Below are 18,811 nucleotides of genomic sequence, written 5' to 3' on the forward strand. Positions count from 1 at the left end.
CCCGCCGATGCGATCATCTTTGGCCTGAAGGAACTGCCAGAGGACGGCACACCGCTGGTGCACCGGCACATCATGTTCGGTCACGCCTACAAGGGCCAATCAGCGGGGCGTATCCTGTTACAACGTTTCAAGGCGGGCGGCGGCACCTTGCTGGACCTTGAGTATCTGACCGACGAGACAGGCCGACGCGTCGCCGCCTTTGGCTATTGGGCAGGGTTCGCGGGGGCGGCGGTGGCCGTCAAATGCTGGGCCGCCCAAACCCGTGGGCAAGCTGTCGCCCCCATCACCCCCTACCCCAACGCCGATGCGCTGACCCGCGACCTGGCGGCAGAGATCGACGGGCTCGCCACGCCCGACGCTTTGGTCATCGGCGCACTTGGTCGGGTGGGCAGCGGTGCCGCCGATCTTTGCAGCCGTCTGGGGATCAAGGTCACCGGATGGGATATGAAGGAGACCGCCCACGGCGGCCCCTTCCCCGAGATTTTGCAGCATGTGCTGTTTTTCAACTGCATTCTGGCGGGACCGCAGACACCGGTTTTCGTGCCCAAAAGCGCGCTGGACAGGGATCGCGCGCTGCGGGTGATCGGCGATATCGCCTGCGATCCCGACAGCGACTTCAACCCCGTGCCGGTCTATGACCGCGCGACCACATGGGAAGAGCCCGCGTTACGCGTGCATGACACCCCACCTTTGGATGTCACCGCGATTGACAACCTGCCGTCGATGCTGCCGCTGGAAAGCTCTGAAGACTACGCCGCGCAGCTACTGTCGACGCTCTTGGCACTGGCGGAAGATGCCTCGCCCGTCTGGGCGCGGGCCCGTGCGCTGTTTAAAGAACACAGCGCCGCCGTGTGACGCGGTCAGATCGGGCGGATCACCCGCCCGGTCAACTCACCCGAATAGACGGTAGTAGATGCCGTCGGGCAGGAACTGCGCCAACCGGAAGAAAAGTGAGAACCCGAAGGGGAAGCTTTTCTTAAAGCTGCTGCCGCTCATATGCTCGACCACTTGCTGCGCAGCGGCCTCGGGCTCCATCAAAAAGGGCATCTTGAAGTCGTTCTTGTCGGTCAGCTGCGTGCGGATGAAACCGGGGTTGATCACCTGAACTTTCACGCCGGTCTTGCGCAGGTCGGCGTGCATACATTCCGCCAAGGACAGGGTGCCCGCCTTGGACGCCGTATAGCCAATAGACTTTGGCAGCCCGCGATAGGCCGTCAGACTAGAGGTGATCACGATGTGGCCCGCGTCGCGCTTGACCATATCGGGCACCACTTCGCCCATCACGCGCACCAGCCCGGTGAGGTTTACATCGATCATTGTGGTCGCATGCTCCGGCTCCCACTCCTGGGCCCCAAAGGGCCAATAGGCCCCCGCCAGATAGACAACGCCATCCACCGGCCCGACGGCCTTGACCGCCGCGCGGATGCTGTCGATATCCTGCACGTCGATGGTCTGGTAGCTTGCCGAAACGGGCAGTTCATCGACCAGCGCCGCCAGCTCGTCTTCAGACCGGGCAGAGACGATGACCTCGGCCCCCAGTCGGCCCAGCTTATGTGCCAGTGCTTCGCCCAGTCCGGCGCTCGCCCCGATCAGCCAATAGCGTTTTCCTGTCCATTCGGTCATGCTGCGTCCTTTCTGCGGATGGTGGCGACCAATTCGGCCACCTTCACCCCAAATTTTCGGAACTGACTGCGGTTGATGATCGTGCCATCGCCGGTCAGATACATCCAGTCCACGGTATTCAGCAGGTGCCCGCCCACGTCATCGGGCAGCCTGATGGTGTATTTCGATTGCACCGTCGCACCGACGTTGCGGCCCTTGGCCGTGCCTTTGACGTCCGGGGCGGTGGCGGTGAAATGCCCCGTCTCGCCCAATGTGATCGTCCATGTGCGGTCTTGGGTCGTGTTGTCGTCATAGACGAAATGTTCTTCAATACATGCGGTGTCGCCGTCCCATGTCACGTTGAAATCTGCCACGAAACTGCTGGTGACCCGCCCCGCGGGGCCAAAGATTACGCCTTCGCAGACCATGGCCCCGTCCAGATGTTTCCTCATGTCAAATACGGTGTAGTCATCCGCATAATCCGACGGCTTTTGCGCAGGGAAATCGGTGATCCGCCGCCGCGCCAGCCAGATTGCGGCCACCACTGCGGCCCCCAGAGCAAACTGCAACATGTCCATCATTCTTCATCATCCTTTTGCATCGGCGTGGCGGCCAGAAAACCGATGGCCAACAGCTTGAGCCCGCAAGGCACGCCAGCATAGAGCCATATGAGCGTCGAGATTGCCACCGGTCCATTGCCCGTCGTACCGCTGTCAAAGCCGGACGCCTGCAGGGTGGGAAGTAGCGTTATCGCCGCGAAGGCAAGGGCGAATTTCGACACCAGCGACCACAGCCCGAACCCCTCGGCGGCCTGCGGGGCGACCACCGCCATCCGCGCGGAGAACATCGCGGGCAGCAGTGTCAGGTCGGCCCCCAGCACCGCGCCAGAGGCGATGCAGACCAGCACGAACCACGCCACATCCCCCGCCCCCAGCAGCAAAGTCCCTGCAAACACAAGGATCGCCAAGCCCATTGCGGACAGCAGGACGGGTTTGGGGCTGAAACGCTCTGCCAGCTTGCCCCACAACGGGGCGGCTACCGCAGCCGAAAGAAAGAAGAGCAACAGCAGCGCCCCCGCCCACCCCGGGGCACGCAGCACGCTTTCGACGTAGAACAGAAATAACGTAGATGTGACCGCGACAGGGGCCGCATTGAACAGCGCGATCAGCAGCAACCGACGGGCAATCGGATCGCGCAGGACCACGCCGATCCCCGTCGGCCCCGCGATATCCGCGCCGCGCCATTCGCCCCGCATGGCAAAAACGCTGCCCAGACCAAGCGCGGCAAAACCGATGGCAAACCCTGTAAACGGGGCCCCCATCACCAGCCCCAGCATCACAGGCAGTACCGAGGCCGCGCAGACACCCAGCAACGCCCCCGTCTCGCGCCAGCGCGCCAGCACCAGATGCCCGCGTCCGGGCAGCAGCGCGGCTTTGGCGACCCCTTGCGCGTAAAAGCAGATCGTCAGAAAGCTGAACGCCGAAAACACCCCCGTCAGTGTCAGCGCGAACCACATCAGCGGCGGCAGCAGGGGCGGCACTGCAAACAGGGCAAACATCGATACAGCCATCAGGGCGACACCGACTGCGACAGCCGTGCCACGCCTGTGACGCAAGGCTTGCGATAGCCGCCCCAGCAACGGGTCCTGCACCACATCCAACAGGCGCAGCGCAAAAAGCACCGTGCCCAAAGCCCCGAGAGACACCCCGTATTCATCAACAAAGAACTTGGGCGCGTGAATATAAATCGGCAGCCCCGCCGCCGCCAGAAGCGACGCAAACAGCGCATAGGCAGGCAGTTGATGTGCCGAACGGGTCACGTGCCCGACACGTCTTTCACTGGCGGTTCAGGACGCGGGCGATAGCCGCCGCCCTTCCACCACAGCTTTAGCGCCTGCCAGTGGATCAAGGCCAACACCCGCCGCGCCCCGAAGGGACGCCGCAGCAGCGACCACAGGATTGCCCGGTTCGTGAGAGGGCCACGACGGCCCGTCAGGGTGGCGATCAAGCCCCCTTCGGACTGGGTATAATCGATCCAGACACCGATACGGTCGGCGCGGATATCAAAGCGAAAACTGTATCCCCCTTCGACCGGCTGAAATGGCGATACGTGGAAAATCTTGGTCGCGTGCAGATGATCAGTGGCCGTGATCGGGCGCAGGTCATCGTGGTGGCATAGATAGCTGTGCCGGTCACCGAAGGTATTCGATACCTCTGATATCACGGCGATCAGCGCCTCGTCCGCGCGGTGGCACAGCCAAAAGCTGACAGGGTTGAACACATGCCCCAGGACGCGCGGTTGCGCCATCAGCTCTATCCGCGCGACGCCCGTGACCTCGTGCTGTGCCAGAACATCGCGCACCCACGCGGCCCCGCGACCCGCGCCTTTGGTGCCGCCGTGGTCTTCGTCCCACAGCGACGTCACGGCCCCGCGGTTGCGCCCGAACAACGCTGGTGTTTGCAGCGATGCCTCTGCATCCAGAACCACGTAATCGACCGAATAGCGAAAGCTGTTTTCGACCGCCCCCTTGCGCCCATGATAGGTCACACCACGGATATGATCGACGCCGGCGCTCATTCTGCGGCCAGTGCGACCTTTGCCTTGGCCCGCAGCCCCTGCACCACGTCAACCGCGCTAGAGAGCCCGTCCTCGTGGAAGCCATGCTTCATCCAAGCGCCGCAGAACCAGGTATTCTGCGTGCCGTTGAAGGCGCGCACCTGCTCTTGTGCGGCCAGCGCGCCCAGATCATAGACCGGATGGCGCAGGGTGACCTGATCATAGATCAGCTCTTCGCGGATCGGGCGCTTGGTATTGAGCGTCACAAAATGCGGGTCGTCCATCGGGATCGGTTGCAGCGAGTTCATCCAGTAGGTCAGGTCGATCCGGTCGGACTTTTGGCCCTTATCCTCGGCATAGATCCACGAGGCCCAGGTCTTGCGCAGCTTGGGCATAACAGAGGCATCGGCATGTAGCACCACGTCGTTGGGCTGGTATTTCACCGCGCCCAAGGCCGCACGCTCTGCCGCGCTTGGGTCGGCCAGAAGGGCAAGCGTATCATCGGAATGGCTCGCAAAGACGACCTCGTCAAAGGCTTCCCATTCCACGCCATGGGTTTTCACCTCTGCGCCCAAGGGCGTGCGGCGGACGGATTGCACCGGCGTGCCAAGGCGAATGTCGACGCCCTTGGCTGTCAGCGATGCCCCCAGACGGTTCACATATTCCTGGGACCCGCCCTCAACCGTATACCACTGGTGCTGGCCTGTGTGGCTCAGCAAGGCGTGGTTCTCGAAGAAGTCGATCATGGAATAGGCGGGAAAATCCATGATCTTGTCCACCGGCGTCGACCAGATCGCGCCCGACAGCGGCGTCAGGTAGTATTTGCGAAAATATTCACCCGCGCCAAGCTTGTCCAAGAACCCCGCGATGGTCAGCGTACGGTCTTGCGCCAGCTTGGTCGCCGTGCTGTTGAACCGCACGATATCGGTCAACATACGCAGGAATTTCGGATTCAGCGCATTGCGCCGCTGCGCGAAAATCGAATCCAGCGTCATCAGCCCGTATTCCAACCGCCCCCCATCGATGGAGGCCCCAAAGCTCATGTTGGATTTGATCACCGGCACGTCGAGCTCTTTGAACAGCGCGGCGAGGTTGGGATAATTGGCGTAGTTGAACACGATAAAGCCCGTATCTACAGGCTGGTCGCCGTTCTTGCCCGCCATCTTCGTGCGCGCGTGGCCACCCAGACGGGGGCAGCTTTCGAACAAGGTCACCTGATGGTCGTCGCCCAGCATATGCGCCGCCCCCATGCCGGAAATACCCGCGCCGATGACGGCAATCTTTCGGTGGCCTGCCAAAGAGGTGTTCTGTGGCGGGTCGATGGCTTCAAATGGCATAAGGCGAGAATTTCCAGTCTGTCAGGTTTGTATCGGCACTTTCGGTGATACACGGGCTGGACGGTACATGAGTTGCAGTTAATCAGACACTAACTACGACTTTTTGTGACACCCTTGTCGTGGCTCCTCGCTTAGATAGCCCGTCAGGGCCGTTTGTCAGGGCGCGAAAGCGGCACAACGCGATTATCCTGCTCTGACAGTTCTTCGAAATCGAAATTATCCAGTTTTGCCGCACGTTTACCCGCGCGTTCAGCGGCCGTGCCCAAACCTTCAAGATCAGCACGGGCCTGCCCGAAATGGGTGTTCAGCTTGCCCACACGTTCGACCACGATCTCGACATCGCGGTGCAGCATCTTGAGCGTTTTCCGGATGGCCCCTGCCTGTTCCCGCATCCGCGCATCCTTGAGGATCGCGCGCATCGTATTCAGCGTTGCCATGCAGGTGGTCGGCGAAACGATCCAGACCCGCGCATCAAAGCCTTCGCGGACGAGTTCAGGGAAGTTCGCATGCAGCTCGGCATAGACGGCTTCCGAGGGCAGGAACATCAGCGCGCCATCCGCGGTCTCGCCCTCGATGATGTATTTCGTGGTGATCGCCTGAATATGCGACTTGACCGCAACCCGCATGGCGCGGGCGGCATCCTTAACCTCGTATTCCGTCTTGGCACGACGTAGGGCTTCATAGGCTTCAAGCGGGAATTTACTGTCGATCACGATCGGGCCGGGCGGGTTCGGCAGGTGGATCAGGCAATCCGCGCGCCTGCCGTTGGAAAGCGTCGCCTGCATTGTGTAACTGTCACTTGGCAGCGCCTTGGAGACGATATCGTGCAGCTGGATTTCACCGAATGCGCCACGGGTCTGTTTGTTGCTCAGGATATCCTGCAGCGACAACACGTCGCCCGACAGTTTGGTGATATTGTCCTGCGCCTTGTCAATCGCGGCCAGCCGTTCCTGTAGCTGGGTCAGGCTGGTCGTCGTCTGCTTGCTGGAACCGTGAAGTGTCGCGCTCATGCGTTCCTGCATCTCTGCCAAGGACCGTGCAGAGCGGGCCGCGTTCTCGGCCAGCCGGTCCTGCATTTGCTGCTGAACATGGGCCATGCGGGCCTCGATGCTTTGCACCATCTGGGCCTGCGCATTGGCTTGGGTATCCGACACGGTTTGCAAGCCGCCGCGCAGCTGTTCCTGCCCCATGCCAAGCTGTTGCACATGGCCGCCCAGTATCTGCATCTGGCGCGCCAGCGGGGCCGCCACCCGCGCCGACCGCCCCGCCGCACGCACCGCCATCACCAACAGGATCAGCACCAGCAAGACCACGCCCCCGCCGCCAATCAGCAGCAGCATGGCAGGGTCTGTCAGCGCGTAGGTTTCACCGCCAAGCTGGATCATGTGCGCCCGAACAGACGTTCGATATCGCTCAACTTCAACTCGACATAGGTGGGGCGGCCGTGGTTGCACTGGCCGGAATGGGGCGTCGCCTCCATCTCGCGCAGCAGCGCGTTCATTTCCTCGCCCCGCATCCAGCGGCCCGAGCGGATGGAACCGTGACAGGCCACACGGCTGAGGATCGCCTCGATCCGGGCCTGTAACGTGTTGCTTTCGTTCTGATCCGCGAGCTCATCAAGGATATCCAGCACCATCGCCTTGGCGTCCACTGTGCCAAGGATCGCGGGCGTTTCGCGCACGGCAATGGCACTGCCGCCAAAGGCTTCGATCCCCAGTCCAAACCGCGCGAGGTCTTCCGCGACCTCAAGCAGCCGCGCGCAGTCCGACGCTGACAGATCCACGATCTCGGGGATCAGCAAGGCCTGCGCCGCGACACCGTTTTCGGCCATCTGGCGTTTCAGCTTTTCATAGACCAGTCGTTCATGCGCCGCGTGCTGGTCCACGATGACCATGCCCGTCGCCGTCTGTGCGATGATATAATTCTCGTGCACCTGCCCCCGCGCGGTCCCGAGGGGGAAGTCCGGCGCGGGTTCGGCGGCGGGAGTGTGTGCGTCATGGGTCTGAGTGTCGTGGGTCTGGACGTCAGCGCCGCCAGCCTCGTACTGGGGGGGCGTTTCAACACGGCCCCACATGCCGGCGGTTTCGGCAAAGCCGGGCTCGGGCGCTTGCGCCTGATAGGAAGCGCTGCGCGCACCAAGCGAGGGGCGGTCCATCTGATACACCCGCGCACCGGGCTGTTCGGGGCGCATCGCCCCCAAAGTCGCATTCGCCACGGTGGTCGAGGCACGGTGCCCCGCATCCGCCAGCGCATGGCGCAGCGCCGATACGATCAACCCACGCGCCAGTCCGGGATCGCGAAAGCGCACTTCGGATTTGGCCGGGTGGACGTTGACATCCACAAGCCTGGGATCGCAATCGACAAACAGCGCGGCGGCGGGATGGCGGTCACGGCTCAGCAGGTCGAAATAGGCCCCGCGCAACGCCCCCACCAGCAGCTTGTCACGGACGGGACGCCCGTTCACAAACAGGTATTGCGTCACGGCAGAGCCGCGCGAATAGGTCGGCAGCGCCGCATAGCCCGTCAGGTGCAGCCCTTCGCGTTCGGCATCGATGGCCAGCGCGTTTTCAGCAAACTCGCGCCCCAACACCTGCGCCAAACGCCCGTGCAGCGCGGCGAACATATCGCCCTGTTCGGCCTCGGCGCGAAACACCTCGCGGCCCGGTCCGTCGCCGGACACATCGCGCAGGGTGAAACGCACGAAGGGTTCCGCCATCGCCAGCCGCTTGATGATGTCAGAGATCGCCTGCGCCTCGGCGCGATCGGTGCGCAGGAATTTCAACCGTGCGGGCGTGGCAAAGAAGAGATCGCGCAGGGTGACGACGGTGCCACCATTCAGCGCAGCAGGGCGCACAGGGCCGGTCACACCGCCGTTGACCGTAATCTCGGCCCCGTCTTGCCCAGCCACGCGGCTGCAAATAGTCAGCCGCCCGACAGCCCCAAGCGAGGGCAATGCTTCACCGCGAAAACCGAAGGTGTGGATGTTCAGTAGGTCCGTTCCGTCAATCTTCGAGGTCGCGTGCCGGGACAGCGCCAGCGTCAGATCGTCCGCGGCGATGCCGCAGCCGTCGTCGGTGACGCGGATCAGGGTCTTGCCACCATCGGCATACTCCACCGTGATTTGGCGCGCGCCTGCATCAATTGCGTTCTCGACCAGTTCCTTGACCGCAGAGGCAGGGCGTTCAACGACCTCTCCGGCGGCGATACGGTTAATCGCCGAGTCGTCGAGCTGCCGGATCACCGGGCGATTTTCGCTTATATTGGGGTTTGGATGCGCCATGCGGCTAGACCTAGCATAGAGGCGCGCGATTCTGAAAGCCGCGAATACGGATGGTTAACGCTCGTCGGCGAGGTTAATCCTGTGTGGCTGCATTGAACCAGGCGACGATCTCGGCGCGTTCGCTGGCCTGCATATGGCTTAAGTTGGCAGGGGGCATCGCATCGGTCACACCCGCTTGCAAATAAATCTGTCTGGCCGCGCTGGCGATCTGATGTTCTGTCTCAAGCCGGATGGATTTCGGCGGCCAAAGCAGCCCGTCCCACGCGGGCTCTGCCGCATGACACATGCTGCACCGACCGCGCACGATATCATGCACCCGGTCAAACCCTTCGGCCTGGGCAAAGCGCAGTGCGGGGCCGGTGGCCTTTTCCGGCTCGACGCTGCGGAACATCGGCGCGGTCGACAGCCACATGATCGTGACGAACAACAGCGCGGTGACCGCCCATGTCCATGTCGGATTGCCCTGACGCGCGTGCAGGCTGTTGAAGTAATGGCGGATCGTGACCCCCATCAGAAACACCAGTGCCGCAATCAGCCAGTTCATTTCCGACGCGAAGGCCAGCGGGTAGTGGTTGCTGAGCATCAGGAAGATGACCGGCAAGGTCAGATAGTTATTATGTGTGCTGCGCTGTTTGGCGATCTTGCCGTATTTCGCATCCGGCACCCGCCCCGCCTTGAGGTCGGCCACCACGATCCGCTGGTTCGGCATGATAATGAAGAACACGTTCGCCGACATGATCGTCGCGGTGAACGCGCCCAGATGCAGCAACGCTGCACGCCCCGAAAAGACCGAGGTATAGAAATAGGCCATCCCCACAAGGATCACATAGAGGCCGATCATCAGCCGTGTGTTGTTATCGCCGAATTTGCTTTTGCAGATCTGGTCGTAGACCAGCCAACCAAAGCCGAGCGACAGAAGGGAAATCCCCACGGCCTGCCAGTTCGCCAGTTCTGCGACAGTGGGATCGACAAGATAGAATTCCGCCCCGAGGTAGTAGACCAAGATCAGCAAGGCAAAGCCGGAGAGCCACGTCGAATAGCTTTCCCATTTGAACCAGATCAGATCGTCGGGCATCTGCGCGGGGGCCACCAGATATTTCTGCACGTGATAGAACCCGCCGCCGTGGACCTGCCATTCTTCCCCGTCCGCGCCGGTTTTGAGGTTGCGGTCGCGGTGCAGGCCCAGATCCAGCGCGATAAAGTAGAACGACGACCCGATCCACGCGATGGCCGTGATGACATGCACCCAGCGAACCGCAAACTCGATCCAAGCGCCAATGGCGGCCATATCGTACATGGGGTGGCTCCTTAGTGTAGCGTCTTGGGTGTATGCGGCAGTTTACCCTTAGAACTGCCTGACAACCCGCCCGAGACTTCCTCGGTTGATTCCTCTGCCAGTTCTTCGGGCAGAAGCAGGTTCAGTACAATAGCAATCAGGGCCGCGGGAAGCAGACCGCTGGTCAGCAGGATCTTGGCCGTGTCGGGCAGGTGTTGCACCGCGCCGGGTTCCAGCTGAAGCCCCAGACCGATCGAGATCGAGATGGCAAAGATCACCATATTGCGGCGGTTCCAGTCCACGTCGGACAACATCGACATGCCAGCGGCCACGACCATGCCGAACATCACGATAACCCCGCCGCCCAAAACCTCGATCGGGATGGTGCGGATCACGCCGCCGACCTTGGGGACCAGCCCGCAGAGGATCAGGAACAGCGCGCCGACGGTGACGACGTGGCGGCTCATGACGCCTGTCATGGCGATCAGGCCGACGTTCTGGCTGAAGGATGTGTTGGGCAGCCCCCCAAAAAGACCGGCGACGGCGGACCCGATCCCGTCGGCATAGGTCGCGCCCTGGATTTCGCGGTCGGTCGCCTCACGGCCCGCGCCGCCCTTTGTGATCCCGGCGACGTCACCCACGGTTTCAATCGCCGAGATAAACGCCATCAGACAAAAGCCGATGATCGCCGCTGCCGAAAACCCGAACCCGTATTTCAGCGGATTGGGCAGCGCAAAGGCGGCAGAGCGTGACCACGACCCGCTGATGTCGCCAAAGCTGAGCATCCCCACGGCCAACGCATAGATATACCCCACGATCAAGCCGATCAGCACAGCCGAGATCGACAGCATTCCGCGGGTGAAAAACTTGATCCCCAATGTGACAAAGATCACCACCAGCGCGGCCGACCAGTTCAGCAGGCTGCCATAGGCAGGCGTGCCAATCGCGGGCACACCACCGGCAGCGTATTGGATCCCCACCTTGACCAGCGCCAGACCGATCATCGTGACCACCAGCCCCGTGACAAGCGGCGGCAGCGCAAATCGGATCTTGCCGATGAACAGCCCCAGAAAGGCGTGGAACATACCGCCGATCACAACCCCTCCGAACAGCGCGGCAAGCCCGTCCACACCCTTGCCCGCCACCAGAGGGATCATGATGGGAATGAACGCGAAAGACGTGCCCTGCACAATCGGCAGCCCTGCCCCGACAGGCCCCAGCGTCAGCGTTTGCAGCAGCGTCGCGACACCGGCAAACAGCATCGACATCTGGATCAGGTACAGCAGTTCGGGAAAGTCGGGCGAGTTCGACCCGAACCCAAAGCCCGCCGCGCCCGCGATGATGATGGCGGGGGTGACATTGGACACGAACATCGCCAGCACGTGCTGAACACCCAGAGGAATAGCGCGATACAGCGGCGGCATGTAATTGGGGTCGCGCAGTTGTTCCGGCGTGCCGATGGCGTGGCGTGTCATATCAAATGTCCCTTGTTGATCGCTGGCCGCTATTTGTGCGATCCGATTATCTGGGGGGTTTACCCCTTGATCACATAAGGCGGGTCCAGCGGGTATTCGTCAAGGTTGGGGCTGGTGGCGATGCGGTCCACCACGGCGAAAAGCCCGGGCTCTGCCAAAGGGGTAAGCACGCCGTGCCATGTCCCGCGGTGAAAGTTCACGCCTTGATGCGGTGCCGTCAAGAACGCCAGCGGTGTGCCGGGGGTATCGCCCTCGTCGGGTGCCACAATCACAAGAAACGGCGCGCCCGTTAGCGGCAGGAAGGCTTGCGACCCTTCGGGGTGCCGTTCAAGCAGGTCCAACTGGTACGGCAGACTACGGGCCTGCGCGTTGAAGATGCTGATGCCCGCGCGTCCGTCGGGCCCGAAATCCAGCTTTGCCAGATCATGGTGCCGCCCACAAAGCCCCGCGTTGATGATCCGGTCCGGCGCGCCCGACGCGTCCAGCACTTCACCGAAAGGGGCGAAGGCATCTGCGGTCAGGGGCTGAACGGTGATCTCGCGCGGGCTCATAGCGACAGCGGCATGTGGCGGTTCACATCCTTATACAGCAGATAACGGAAGGGTTCTTGCCCCGTTGCAATACAGGCCTGCGGACAAAAAGCACGCAGCCACATGAAATCACCCGCTTCAACCGGCACCCAGTCGCGGTTCAGCAAATAATCCGCCGTGCCCTGAATGACGTAAAGCCCGTGTTCCATCACATGGGTCTCTGCGAAAGGGATGCGCCCGCCCGGTTGGAAGGTCACGATATTAACGTGCATGTCGTGGCGCAGGTCGCCTGGGTCCGCGAAACGCTGGGTCGCCCAAGCGCCATCGGTATCGGGCATGGCAATCGGCGCGACTGCGTCGTCATGGGTCACGAATGCCTCCGGCGCATCCAAGCCGTCCACGGGCACATAGCGCTTGCGTACCCAGTGCAAGCCGCAAGGCGTATCGCCGGTGTTCCAAAGCGTCCATTTGGCCGCAGGGGGAATATAGGCGTAAGACCCTGCCACAAGATCATACCCCTGCCCGTCCAGCGTCAACCGCGCGCGGCCTGTGGCCACGAACAAGACCGCTTGCGCCTGCGCGTCCGGCTCGGGCGTGTCGCTGCCACCCTTGGGGGCAAGCTCTACCGCGTATTGCGCGAAGGTTTCGGCAAATCCGGTCAGCGGCCGCGCCAGCACCCAAGCGCGTGTGTTCACCCATCCGGGCAGCAAGCTGGTTACGATGTCCCGCTGCACCGAAGCAGGGATCACTGCGTAGGCGTCGGTGAACACAGCCGTGCTTTCAGGAGAGACAGTCTGGTCCGGCAGACCGCCGGGGGGGAAGGCATAGGTCATAGCATATCCTCCAGCCGCAACCGTGCGATCCGTTCGACCTGTGCGCATGCGGTGGTAAATTCATCTTCGGTTGCGTTGGCGATGCGGGTCTCGAACTGGCGCAGGATGCCGTCCTTATCGTGATCCTTCACCGCGATGATAAAGGGAAACCCGTGTTTCGCGACGTATTGGCTGTTCAACGTCTCGAAGCGGGCGCGCTCGGCATCGGTCAAGGCGTCCAGCCCGGCGCTGGCTTGTTCTTGCGTGCTTTCAGCCGTCAGCCGTTTAGCCGCCGCCAACTTGCCCGCCAGATCGGGGTGCGCGGTTAGCACGCCCAAGCGTTCCGCCCGCGTCGCCGACCGGAACATCCGCGCCAAAGCATTATGTATCCCCGCGACAGAGTTATGCGCGGGCCCCAGTTCAAGGTCATAGGCGCGTTCGGCGATCCACGCTGAATGTTCGAACACCCCACCGAATTTCGCGACAAAGCTGGCGCGGTCCATCTGGTCCAGACGCAGGCGCGGCTGAGGCGGATGGGTGACACGCCAATGCTCTGCGATGTCGATGCGGCGCGGCGTCCAGACGCCTTCGAACCCTTTGATGTAGTCGATAAAGCGTTTCAGCGCCTGTATCCGTCCGGGCCGCCCGATCAGACGGCAATGCAGCCCGACCGACATCATCTTGGCCTGCCCGGCGCTGCCTTCGGCATAAAGCGCATCGAAGGTATCGCGCAGATAGGCATAGAACTGATCGCCCGAATTAAAGCCCTGCGGCGTGGCAAAGCGCATATCGTTGCAATCAAGAGTATAGGGGATAATCAGCTGATCGCGCCCTGCCACCTGCATCCAATAGGGCAGATCATCGTCGTATGTATCCGAGATATAGTCGAAGGCCCCCGTCTCTGCCGCCAGCGCAACCGTGTTCACAGAGCTGCGCCCCGTGTACCAGCCACGCGGCGCTGTGCCGACGACCTCGCGGTGCAGGCGGATCGCCTCGTCCATGTCGGCGCTTTCAACCTCGGCGGTGTGATCCTTATAGTCGATCCATTTCAGCCCGTGGCTTGCGATTTCCCAATCGGCCTGGGTCATCGCCTCTACCTGCTGCGGGGACCGTGCCAAGGCGGTGGCGACGCCATAAACGGTAACAGGGATATCGGCCCCCGTGAACAGGCGGTGCAACCGCCAAAAGCCCGCCCGCGCGCCGTAGTCATAGATGGATTCCATGTTCCAGTGACGTTGCCCCGGCCAAGGAGCGGCCCCGACGATTTCGGACAAGAAGGCCTCTGATGCGGCATCCCCGTGAAGCAGACAGTTCTCGCCGCCTTCTTCATAGTTCAGCACGAATTGCACCGCGATCCGCGCGCCGCCCGGCCATTGAGCATCAGGCGGTGTGGGGCCGTAGCCGTGAAAATCACGAGGGTAGCGTGTCATGGGATCGTCCTTTGGTCAGCGCCTGCGCGCGCGGGGAAACCGCGCGCTGCGGGCCGTTGTTTTAGTCAACCAACGGTTTTCTGGCACTGATTTTTCGCAATGTACAGCCAGCCAACCCTTCCCGAAAGGTCGGCCGGCTGCCAGATCGGCTCGAGTGGCCCTGCTCTCTTATAGCGAAAGTTCTAAGGCGCTGGCCGGCCTGAAACTCAAACACATGCGGGGGGCATATCGGGCGGGAAAGTGAGTGGAAGGGGCCGCTCTTGCTGCGCTATGCAACACGAGTCCTGTCGGCCCCTGCCCAATGATCGTCGCACCACGTGCGACTTGCCCGATCATAAGAATTCTGTCCCCCAGAATACATACTCGGATTGTATGGGTCGCTGGCAGGCAACACCTCCGATTGAATGTTGTGTACCATATAGGCGCAGGATGATTCGCGGCTCAAGCAAAAACGATTCGGTAGGCGAATTATTTTTCGCCATCGCCCGAATCACCGCCTCTTTCAGCGCTGGCGCGCCCAGAAAGCCGCCCATCAATCCGCCATTGACCTAGCCCGACACCCGCCTATCGTAAGGGTCCAACGGATCAGGAAAGACCCCACCCATGGCAAACGGCTACTTGACGACGCATGTTCTGGACACCGCCCGCGGCCGCCCCGCAGGCGGGCTGGAAATCACGCTTTACCGGATCGAGGGGGCCAACCGCATGAAACTGGTGCAGATGACCACCAATGCTGACGGTCGCACCGACACGCCGATCTTGCCTAAGGGCCAGTTTGCGGCTGGCACCTACGAGCTGGTGTTCGAAGCCGGGGCCTATCTTGATGCCATCGGAGCGGAGCCCGAAGCACCGCGGTTCCTGGACCAGATCCCCCTCCGCTTTGGCATTTCGGATGCGGATGCGCATTATCACGTGCCGCTTTTGCTATCGCCGTTCGGCTATTCAACCTATCGCGGCAGCTGAACGCCGCTGGCGGATGTGACGTGAGGGCGCGATGCTTGCATTGCGCCGTTGCCCCGTGGCACATTGCCTGTCTGATCAGACAGGAAAGCGCCCATGTCCACGCATGTATATGACCCGACCGAACTGGCCCAAAGCCACCTGCCACAGGTGACGGAACCCCGCAATCCGGGGATGCCGCTGGATATGGATTGGGTGCGCGCCGTGCAGGTGAACTCCTCTGCGGTGGAGCGCCGCGCCGCGGGTTTGCCCGCGCGCCGTTCCGTGAAGAAAGACTATCAGGCCGCGTGGCTGCTGCGCGCCGTTAGCTGCATCGACCTGACCACGCTGTCAGGGGATGATACCGCGCGCCGTGTCGAGCGGCTTTGTGCGAAGGCACGTCAACCGATTGCGCCCGCGCTGCTGGACGCGCTTGGCATGTCGCAGATCACTGTGGGCGCGGTCTGTGTCTACCACGAGATGATCGCCCCCGCCAAAGCAGCACTGCAGGGCACAGGCATCCCGATTGCTGCCGTTTCTACAGGATTTCCCGCCGGTCTCTCCCCGTTCGAGCTGCGTCTGCGCGAGATCGAGATGAGCGTCGCCGCCGGAGCCGCCGAGATCGACATCGTTATTTCGCGCCGCCATGTGCTGTCAGGTGACTGGCAGGCGCTTTATGATGAAATGCGTGCCTTCCGCGCCGCTTGTGGCGATGCGCATGTCAAGGCGATCCTCGCGACCGGAGAGTTGGGCAGCCTGCGCAACGTCGCGCGTGCCTCGCTGATCTGCATGATGGCGGGGGCTGACTTCATCAAGACCTCCACCGGTAAGGAAAGCGTTAATGCGACCCTGCCCGTGACCCTCGTGATGATCCGCGCGATCCGCGACTATTTCGACCGCACCGGCTTTCGCGTTGGCTACAAGCCCGCGGGCGGGATATCGAAGGCGAAGGACGCGCTGGTCTATCTGGCCATGATGAAAGAGGAATTGGGCGACCGCTGGTTGCAGCCCGACCTCTTCCGTTTCGGGGCGTCGTCGCTGTTGGGCGACATCGAACGTCAGCTCGACCATCATGTGTCGGGCAGCTATTCCGCAAGCCATCGTCACGCCATCAGCTGAGCCGCGTGAAACCAATGTCGGATTTGAGTATTTTGAAAAGGGTGAACCCATGAGCGTGTCCGAAATCTATGAAACCATGGACTATGGGACGGCACCGGAAAATGCCGCTGACGCACTGGCGTGGCTGGTCGATCAGGGCAGCCGTTTCGGGCATTTCATCGACGGCGCGTTCACCGAGGCGCGGGATGATTTCGAAAGCCGCAACCCTGCCAATGGCAATGTGCTGGCAACGTTGACGCAGGCCAGCCAGGCAGAGGTCGACACCGCGGTTGCCGCGGCGCGCAAGGCACAGCCCAAATGGGCCAAGCTGGGCGGTCACGGGCGGGCGCGGTTCCTTTATGCGCTGGCGCGGTTGCTGCAAAAACACAGCCGGTTGTTCGCCGTGCTGGAAACGCTGGACAACGGCAAACCCATCCGCGAGGCGCGCGATGTGGATGTGCCCTTGGCGCAGCGGCATTTCTATTATCACGCGGGCATGGCCCAGTTGATGGAGTCCGAGCTACCCGACGCAGAAGCGCTTGGCGTATGCGGGCAGATCATCCCGTGGAACTTCCCGCTGCTGATGCTGGCGTGGAAGGTGGCCCCTGCTTTGGCGATGGGGAATACGGTGGTATTGAAACCGGCGGAGTATACGTCGCTGACCGCGCTGCTGTTTGCCGATATCTGTGTGCAGGCGGGCCTGCCCAAGGGTGTCGTGAATATTGTCACCGGTGACGGTGCCGTGGGCGAGATGATCGTGCAGGCTGAGGTAGACAAGATCGCCTTTACCGGGTCGACCCCTGTCGGACGGCGCATCCGCGAGGCGACCGCCGGAAGCGACAAGGCGCTGACGCTCGAGCTGGGGGGCAAGTCGCCCTATATCGTGTTCGACGATGCGGATCTGGATTCGGCCGTCGAGGGGCTGGTGGATGCGATCTGGTTCAATCAGGGGCAAGTCTGCTGTGCAGGCTCGCGTCTGCTGGTGCATGAGCCCGTGGCGGATCGGTTCTATGCCAAGCTGCGGGCGCGGATGGCGAAGCTGCGGGTCGGTGACCCGCTGGACAAATCCGTGGATGTGGGCGCGCTGGTGGACCCCGTTCAGGTGCAGCGCGTGACCGAAATGGTCGCCGCCAACACCAGTGGCGAGGTGTTTACCGCAGGTGATATCCCCGCGACCGGATGCTATTATCCGCCCACATTGATCACCGGCATGAACCCTGCCGATCCGTTGATGCAGGACGAGATCTTTGGCCCCGTGCTGGTATCCACCACCTTCCGCACCCCTGCCGAGGCGGTCGAGCTGGCCAATAACAGCCGCTACGGGCTGGCGGCGACGGTCTGGTCCGAGAATATCAACCTCGCGCTGGATATCGCGCCCAAGCTGGTATCGGGCATCGTCTGGGTGAACGGCACCAATATGATGGATGCGGCGGCGGGCTTTGGCGGTGTGCGCGAAAGCGGCTTTGGCCGCGAAGGCGGCTGGGAAGGGCTGGCGGCCTATACCCGTCCAAAAACCACGCAAAAACCTTTGAAAGAGATCACGGCCTTTTCCGGCAGCGGCACGCCAGCGGACCCGATCGACCGGACAGCCAAGCTTTATATTGGCGGCAAGCAAAGCCGCCCCGACAGCGGCTATTCCGCACCGGTCTGGGGCAAGTCCGGCGATCTGCTGGGCCATGTCTCGCTCGCGTCGCGCAAGGATGTGCGCAATGCCGTGGAAGCGGCTCATGCCGCAAAGGGGTGGAGCAAGACCACCGGTCATCTGCGCGCGCAGATCCTCTATTATATCGCTGAAAATCTGGCGGCACGCGGGGATGAATTCGCACGGCGTCTGGATGCGATGCAGGGCGCTAAAACCGGTAAATCCGAGGTCGATCTCGCGGTCAAACGTCTGTTCACCTACGCGGCCTGGGCCGACAAGTATGATGGGCAGGTGCATGGCGTACCGATCCGCGGCGTGGCGCTTGCCATGAAGGAACCTGTGGGCGTGATCGGCGCGCTTTGCCCGGCGGAGGCACCCTTGCTGGGGCTGATCTCTTGCATGGCACCGGCGATTGCGATGGGGAACCGGATCATTTTGTCCGCCAGCGGCCCCTTCCCGCTTACTGCGACGGATTTCGTGCAGGTGCTTGAAACATCTGACGTGCCCGCGGGTGTGGTGAATATCCTGACCGGGCCGCAGAAGGACATCGCCGAAACAATGGCGCGGCATATGGACGTGGATGCGGTCTGGAGCTTTGGCGACAAGGCGCAAAGCGAAACCGTGGAGCGGGCCAGCGCGCAAAACCTGAAGCGCACATGGGTCAACAACGGTATGGCGCGCGACTGGGACGGCGCAGAGGGTGAAGGCAAAGCGTTCTTGCACGCCGCGACCGAGGTCAAGAATATCTGGATCCCTTACGGCGAATAACCTGCCGATGTTCTGAAACGAAAAACGGGCGCTGAGAAGCGCCCGTTTTTTTGTGTCCGGTCCTAT

Annotated in this window: 16 protein-coding genes; 4 read left to right on the forward strand and 12 right to left on the reverse strand. The window is 62.0% G+C overall.

Translation table 11 applies throughout. The annotated features are described in order from the left end of the window. The coding region (locus B3849_RS04745; protein ID WP_286779879.1) for a saccharopine dehydrogenase at positions 1-855 on the forward strand (855 nt) is incomplete at its 5' end. A gap of 36 nt (positions 856-891) precedes the next feature. On the opposite strand, the gene B3849_RS04750 is transcribed toward B3849_RS04745, so the two are convergent. The 12 genes from B3849_RS04750 to puuE form a co-directional block, all read right to left on the reverse strand. Continuing rightward, positions 892-1,623 (reverse strand): SDR family NAD(P)-dependent oxidoreductase, encoded by a 732-nt coding sequence (locus B3849_RS04750; protein ID WP_278425028.1) that lies wholly within the window; start codon positions 1,621-1,623, stop codon positions 892-894. Continuing rightward, a complete protein-coding gene (locus B3849_RS04755; RefSeq protein ID WP_064217046.1) occupies positions 1,620-2,183 on the reverse strand; it encodes a DUF3833 family protein in 564 nt (187 codons plus the stop codon). The genes B3849_RS04750 and B3849_RS04755 overlap by 4 nt, the downstream gene beginning before the upstream one ends. After that, positions 2,180-3,421, reverse strand: a complete 1,242-nt coding sequence (locus tag B3849_RS04760) for an MFS transporter (RefSeq protein ID WP_180828320.1) — start codon at positions 3,419-3,421, stop codon at positions 2,180-2,182. Before B3849_RS04760 ends, B3849_RS04755 begins: the two co-directional genes overlap by 4 nt. Further along, positions 3,418-4,179 carry a DUF1365 domain-containing protein gene (locus tag B3849_RS04765; protein WP_064217044.1) on the reverse strand — a complete coding sequence of 254 codons (762 nt, stop codon included), beginning with the start codon at positions 4,177-4,179 and terminating at the stop codon, positions 3,418-3,420. Before B3849_RS04765 ends, B3849_RS04760 begins: the two co-directional genes overlap by 4 nt. Continuing rightward, on the reverse strand, positions 4,176-5,495 hold the full coding sequence (locus B3849_RS04770; protein ID WP_278425027.1) for an NAD(P)/FAD-dependent oxidoreductase: 1,320 nt from the start codon (positions 5,493-5,495) through the stop codon (positions 4,176-4,178). Before B3849_RS04770 ends, B3849_RS04765 begins: the two co-directional genes overlap by 4 nt. A 143-nt stretch (positions 5,496-5,638) precedes the next feature. Next, a complete protein-coding gene (locus tag B3849_RS04775) occupies positions 5,639-6,880 on the reverse strand; it encodes a DNA recombination protein RmuC (RefSeq protein ID WP_184583452.1) in 1,242 nt (413 codons plus the stop codon). Then, a complete protein-coding gene (mutL, locus tag B3849_RS04780; RefSeq protein ID WP_278425026.1) occupies positions 6,877-8,775 on the reverse strand; it encodes a DNA mismatch repair endonuclease MutL in 1,899 nt (632 codons plus the stop codon). Before mutL ends, B3849_RS04775 begins: the two co-directional genes overlap by 4 nt. Before the next feature lie 73 nt (positions 8,776-8,848). Further along, entirely contained in the window at positions 8,849-10,072 is a 1,224-nt protein-coding gene (locus B3849_RS04785) for a urate hydroxylase PuuD (RefSeq protein WP_132997885.1), read from the reverse strand. Between the two features lie 11 nt (positions 10,073-10,083). Continuing rightward, complete coding sequence (locus B3849_RS04790; protein ID WP_278425025.1) at positions 10,084-11,526, reverse strand: uracil-xanthine permease family protein; 1,443 nt, start codon at positions 11,524-11,526, stop codon at positions 10,084-10,086. 59 nt (positions 11,527-11,585) lie between these two features. Then, a complete protein-coding gene (locus B3849_RS04795) occupies positions 11,586-12,077 on the reverse strand; it encodes an ureidoglycolate lyase (protein ID WP_278425024.1) in 492 nt (163 codons plus the stop codon). Further along, a complete protein-coding gene (locus B3849_RS04800) occupies positions 12,074-12,889 on the reverse strand; it encodes a bifunctional allantoicase/(S)-ureidoglycine aminohydrolase (RefSeq protein ID WP_132997883.1) in 816 nt (271 codons plus the stop codon). Before B3849_RS04800 ends, B3849_RS04795 begins: the two co-directional genes overlap by 4 nt. Then, positions 12,886-14,298 carry an allantoinase PuuE gene (gene puuE, locus B3849_RS04805; RefSeq protein ID WP_005850229.1) on the reverse strand — a complete coding sequence of 471 codons (1,413 nt, stop codon included), beginning with the start codon at positions 14,296-14,298 and terminating at the stop codon, positions 12,886-12,888. Before puuE ends, B3849_RS04800 begins: the two co-directional genes overlap by 4 nt. 603 nt (positions 14,299-14,901) lie before the next feature. On the opposite strand from puuE, the gene uraH reads away from it, so the two are divergent. The 3 genes from uraH (at position 14,902) to B3849_RS04820 (ending at position 18,745) form a co-directional block, all read left to right on the forward strand. Next, the gene (gene uraH, locus B3849_RS04810; protein WP_005850231.1) at positions 14,902-15,261 is read left to right on the forward strand and encodes a hydroxyisourate hydrolase; all 360 of its coding nucleotides are present in this window, start codon (positions 14,902-14,904) and stop codon (positions 15,259-15,261) included. Between the two features lie 93 nt (positions 15,262-15,354). Beyond that, entirely contained in the window at positions 15,355-16,356 is a 1,002-nt protein-coding gene (deoC, locus tag B3849_RS04815) for a deoxyribose-phosphate aldolase (protein WP_037965258.1), read from the forward strand. Positions 16,357-16,405: 49 nt separating this feature from the next. Further along, positions 16,406-18,745: an aldehyde dehydrogenase family protein gene (locus B3849_RS04820; protein ID WP_278425023.1), complete on the forward strand. Its 2,340-nt coding sequence runs from the start codon at positions 16,406-16,408 to the stop codon at positions 18,743-18,745. Positions 18,746-18,811 lie beyond the last annotated feature (66 nt).

Source organism: Sulfitobacter sp. UBA4523 (assembly GCF_002388305.1).
GTDB lineage: Bacteria > Pseudomonadota > Alphaproteobacteria > Rhodobacterales > Rhodobacteraceae > Sulfitobacter > Sulfitobacter pontiacus.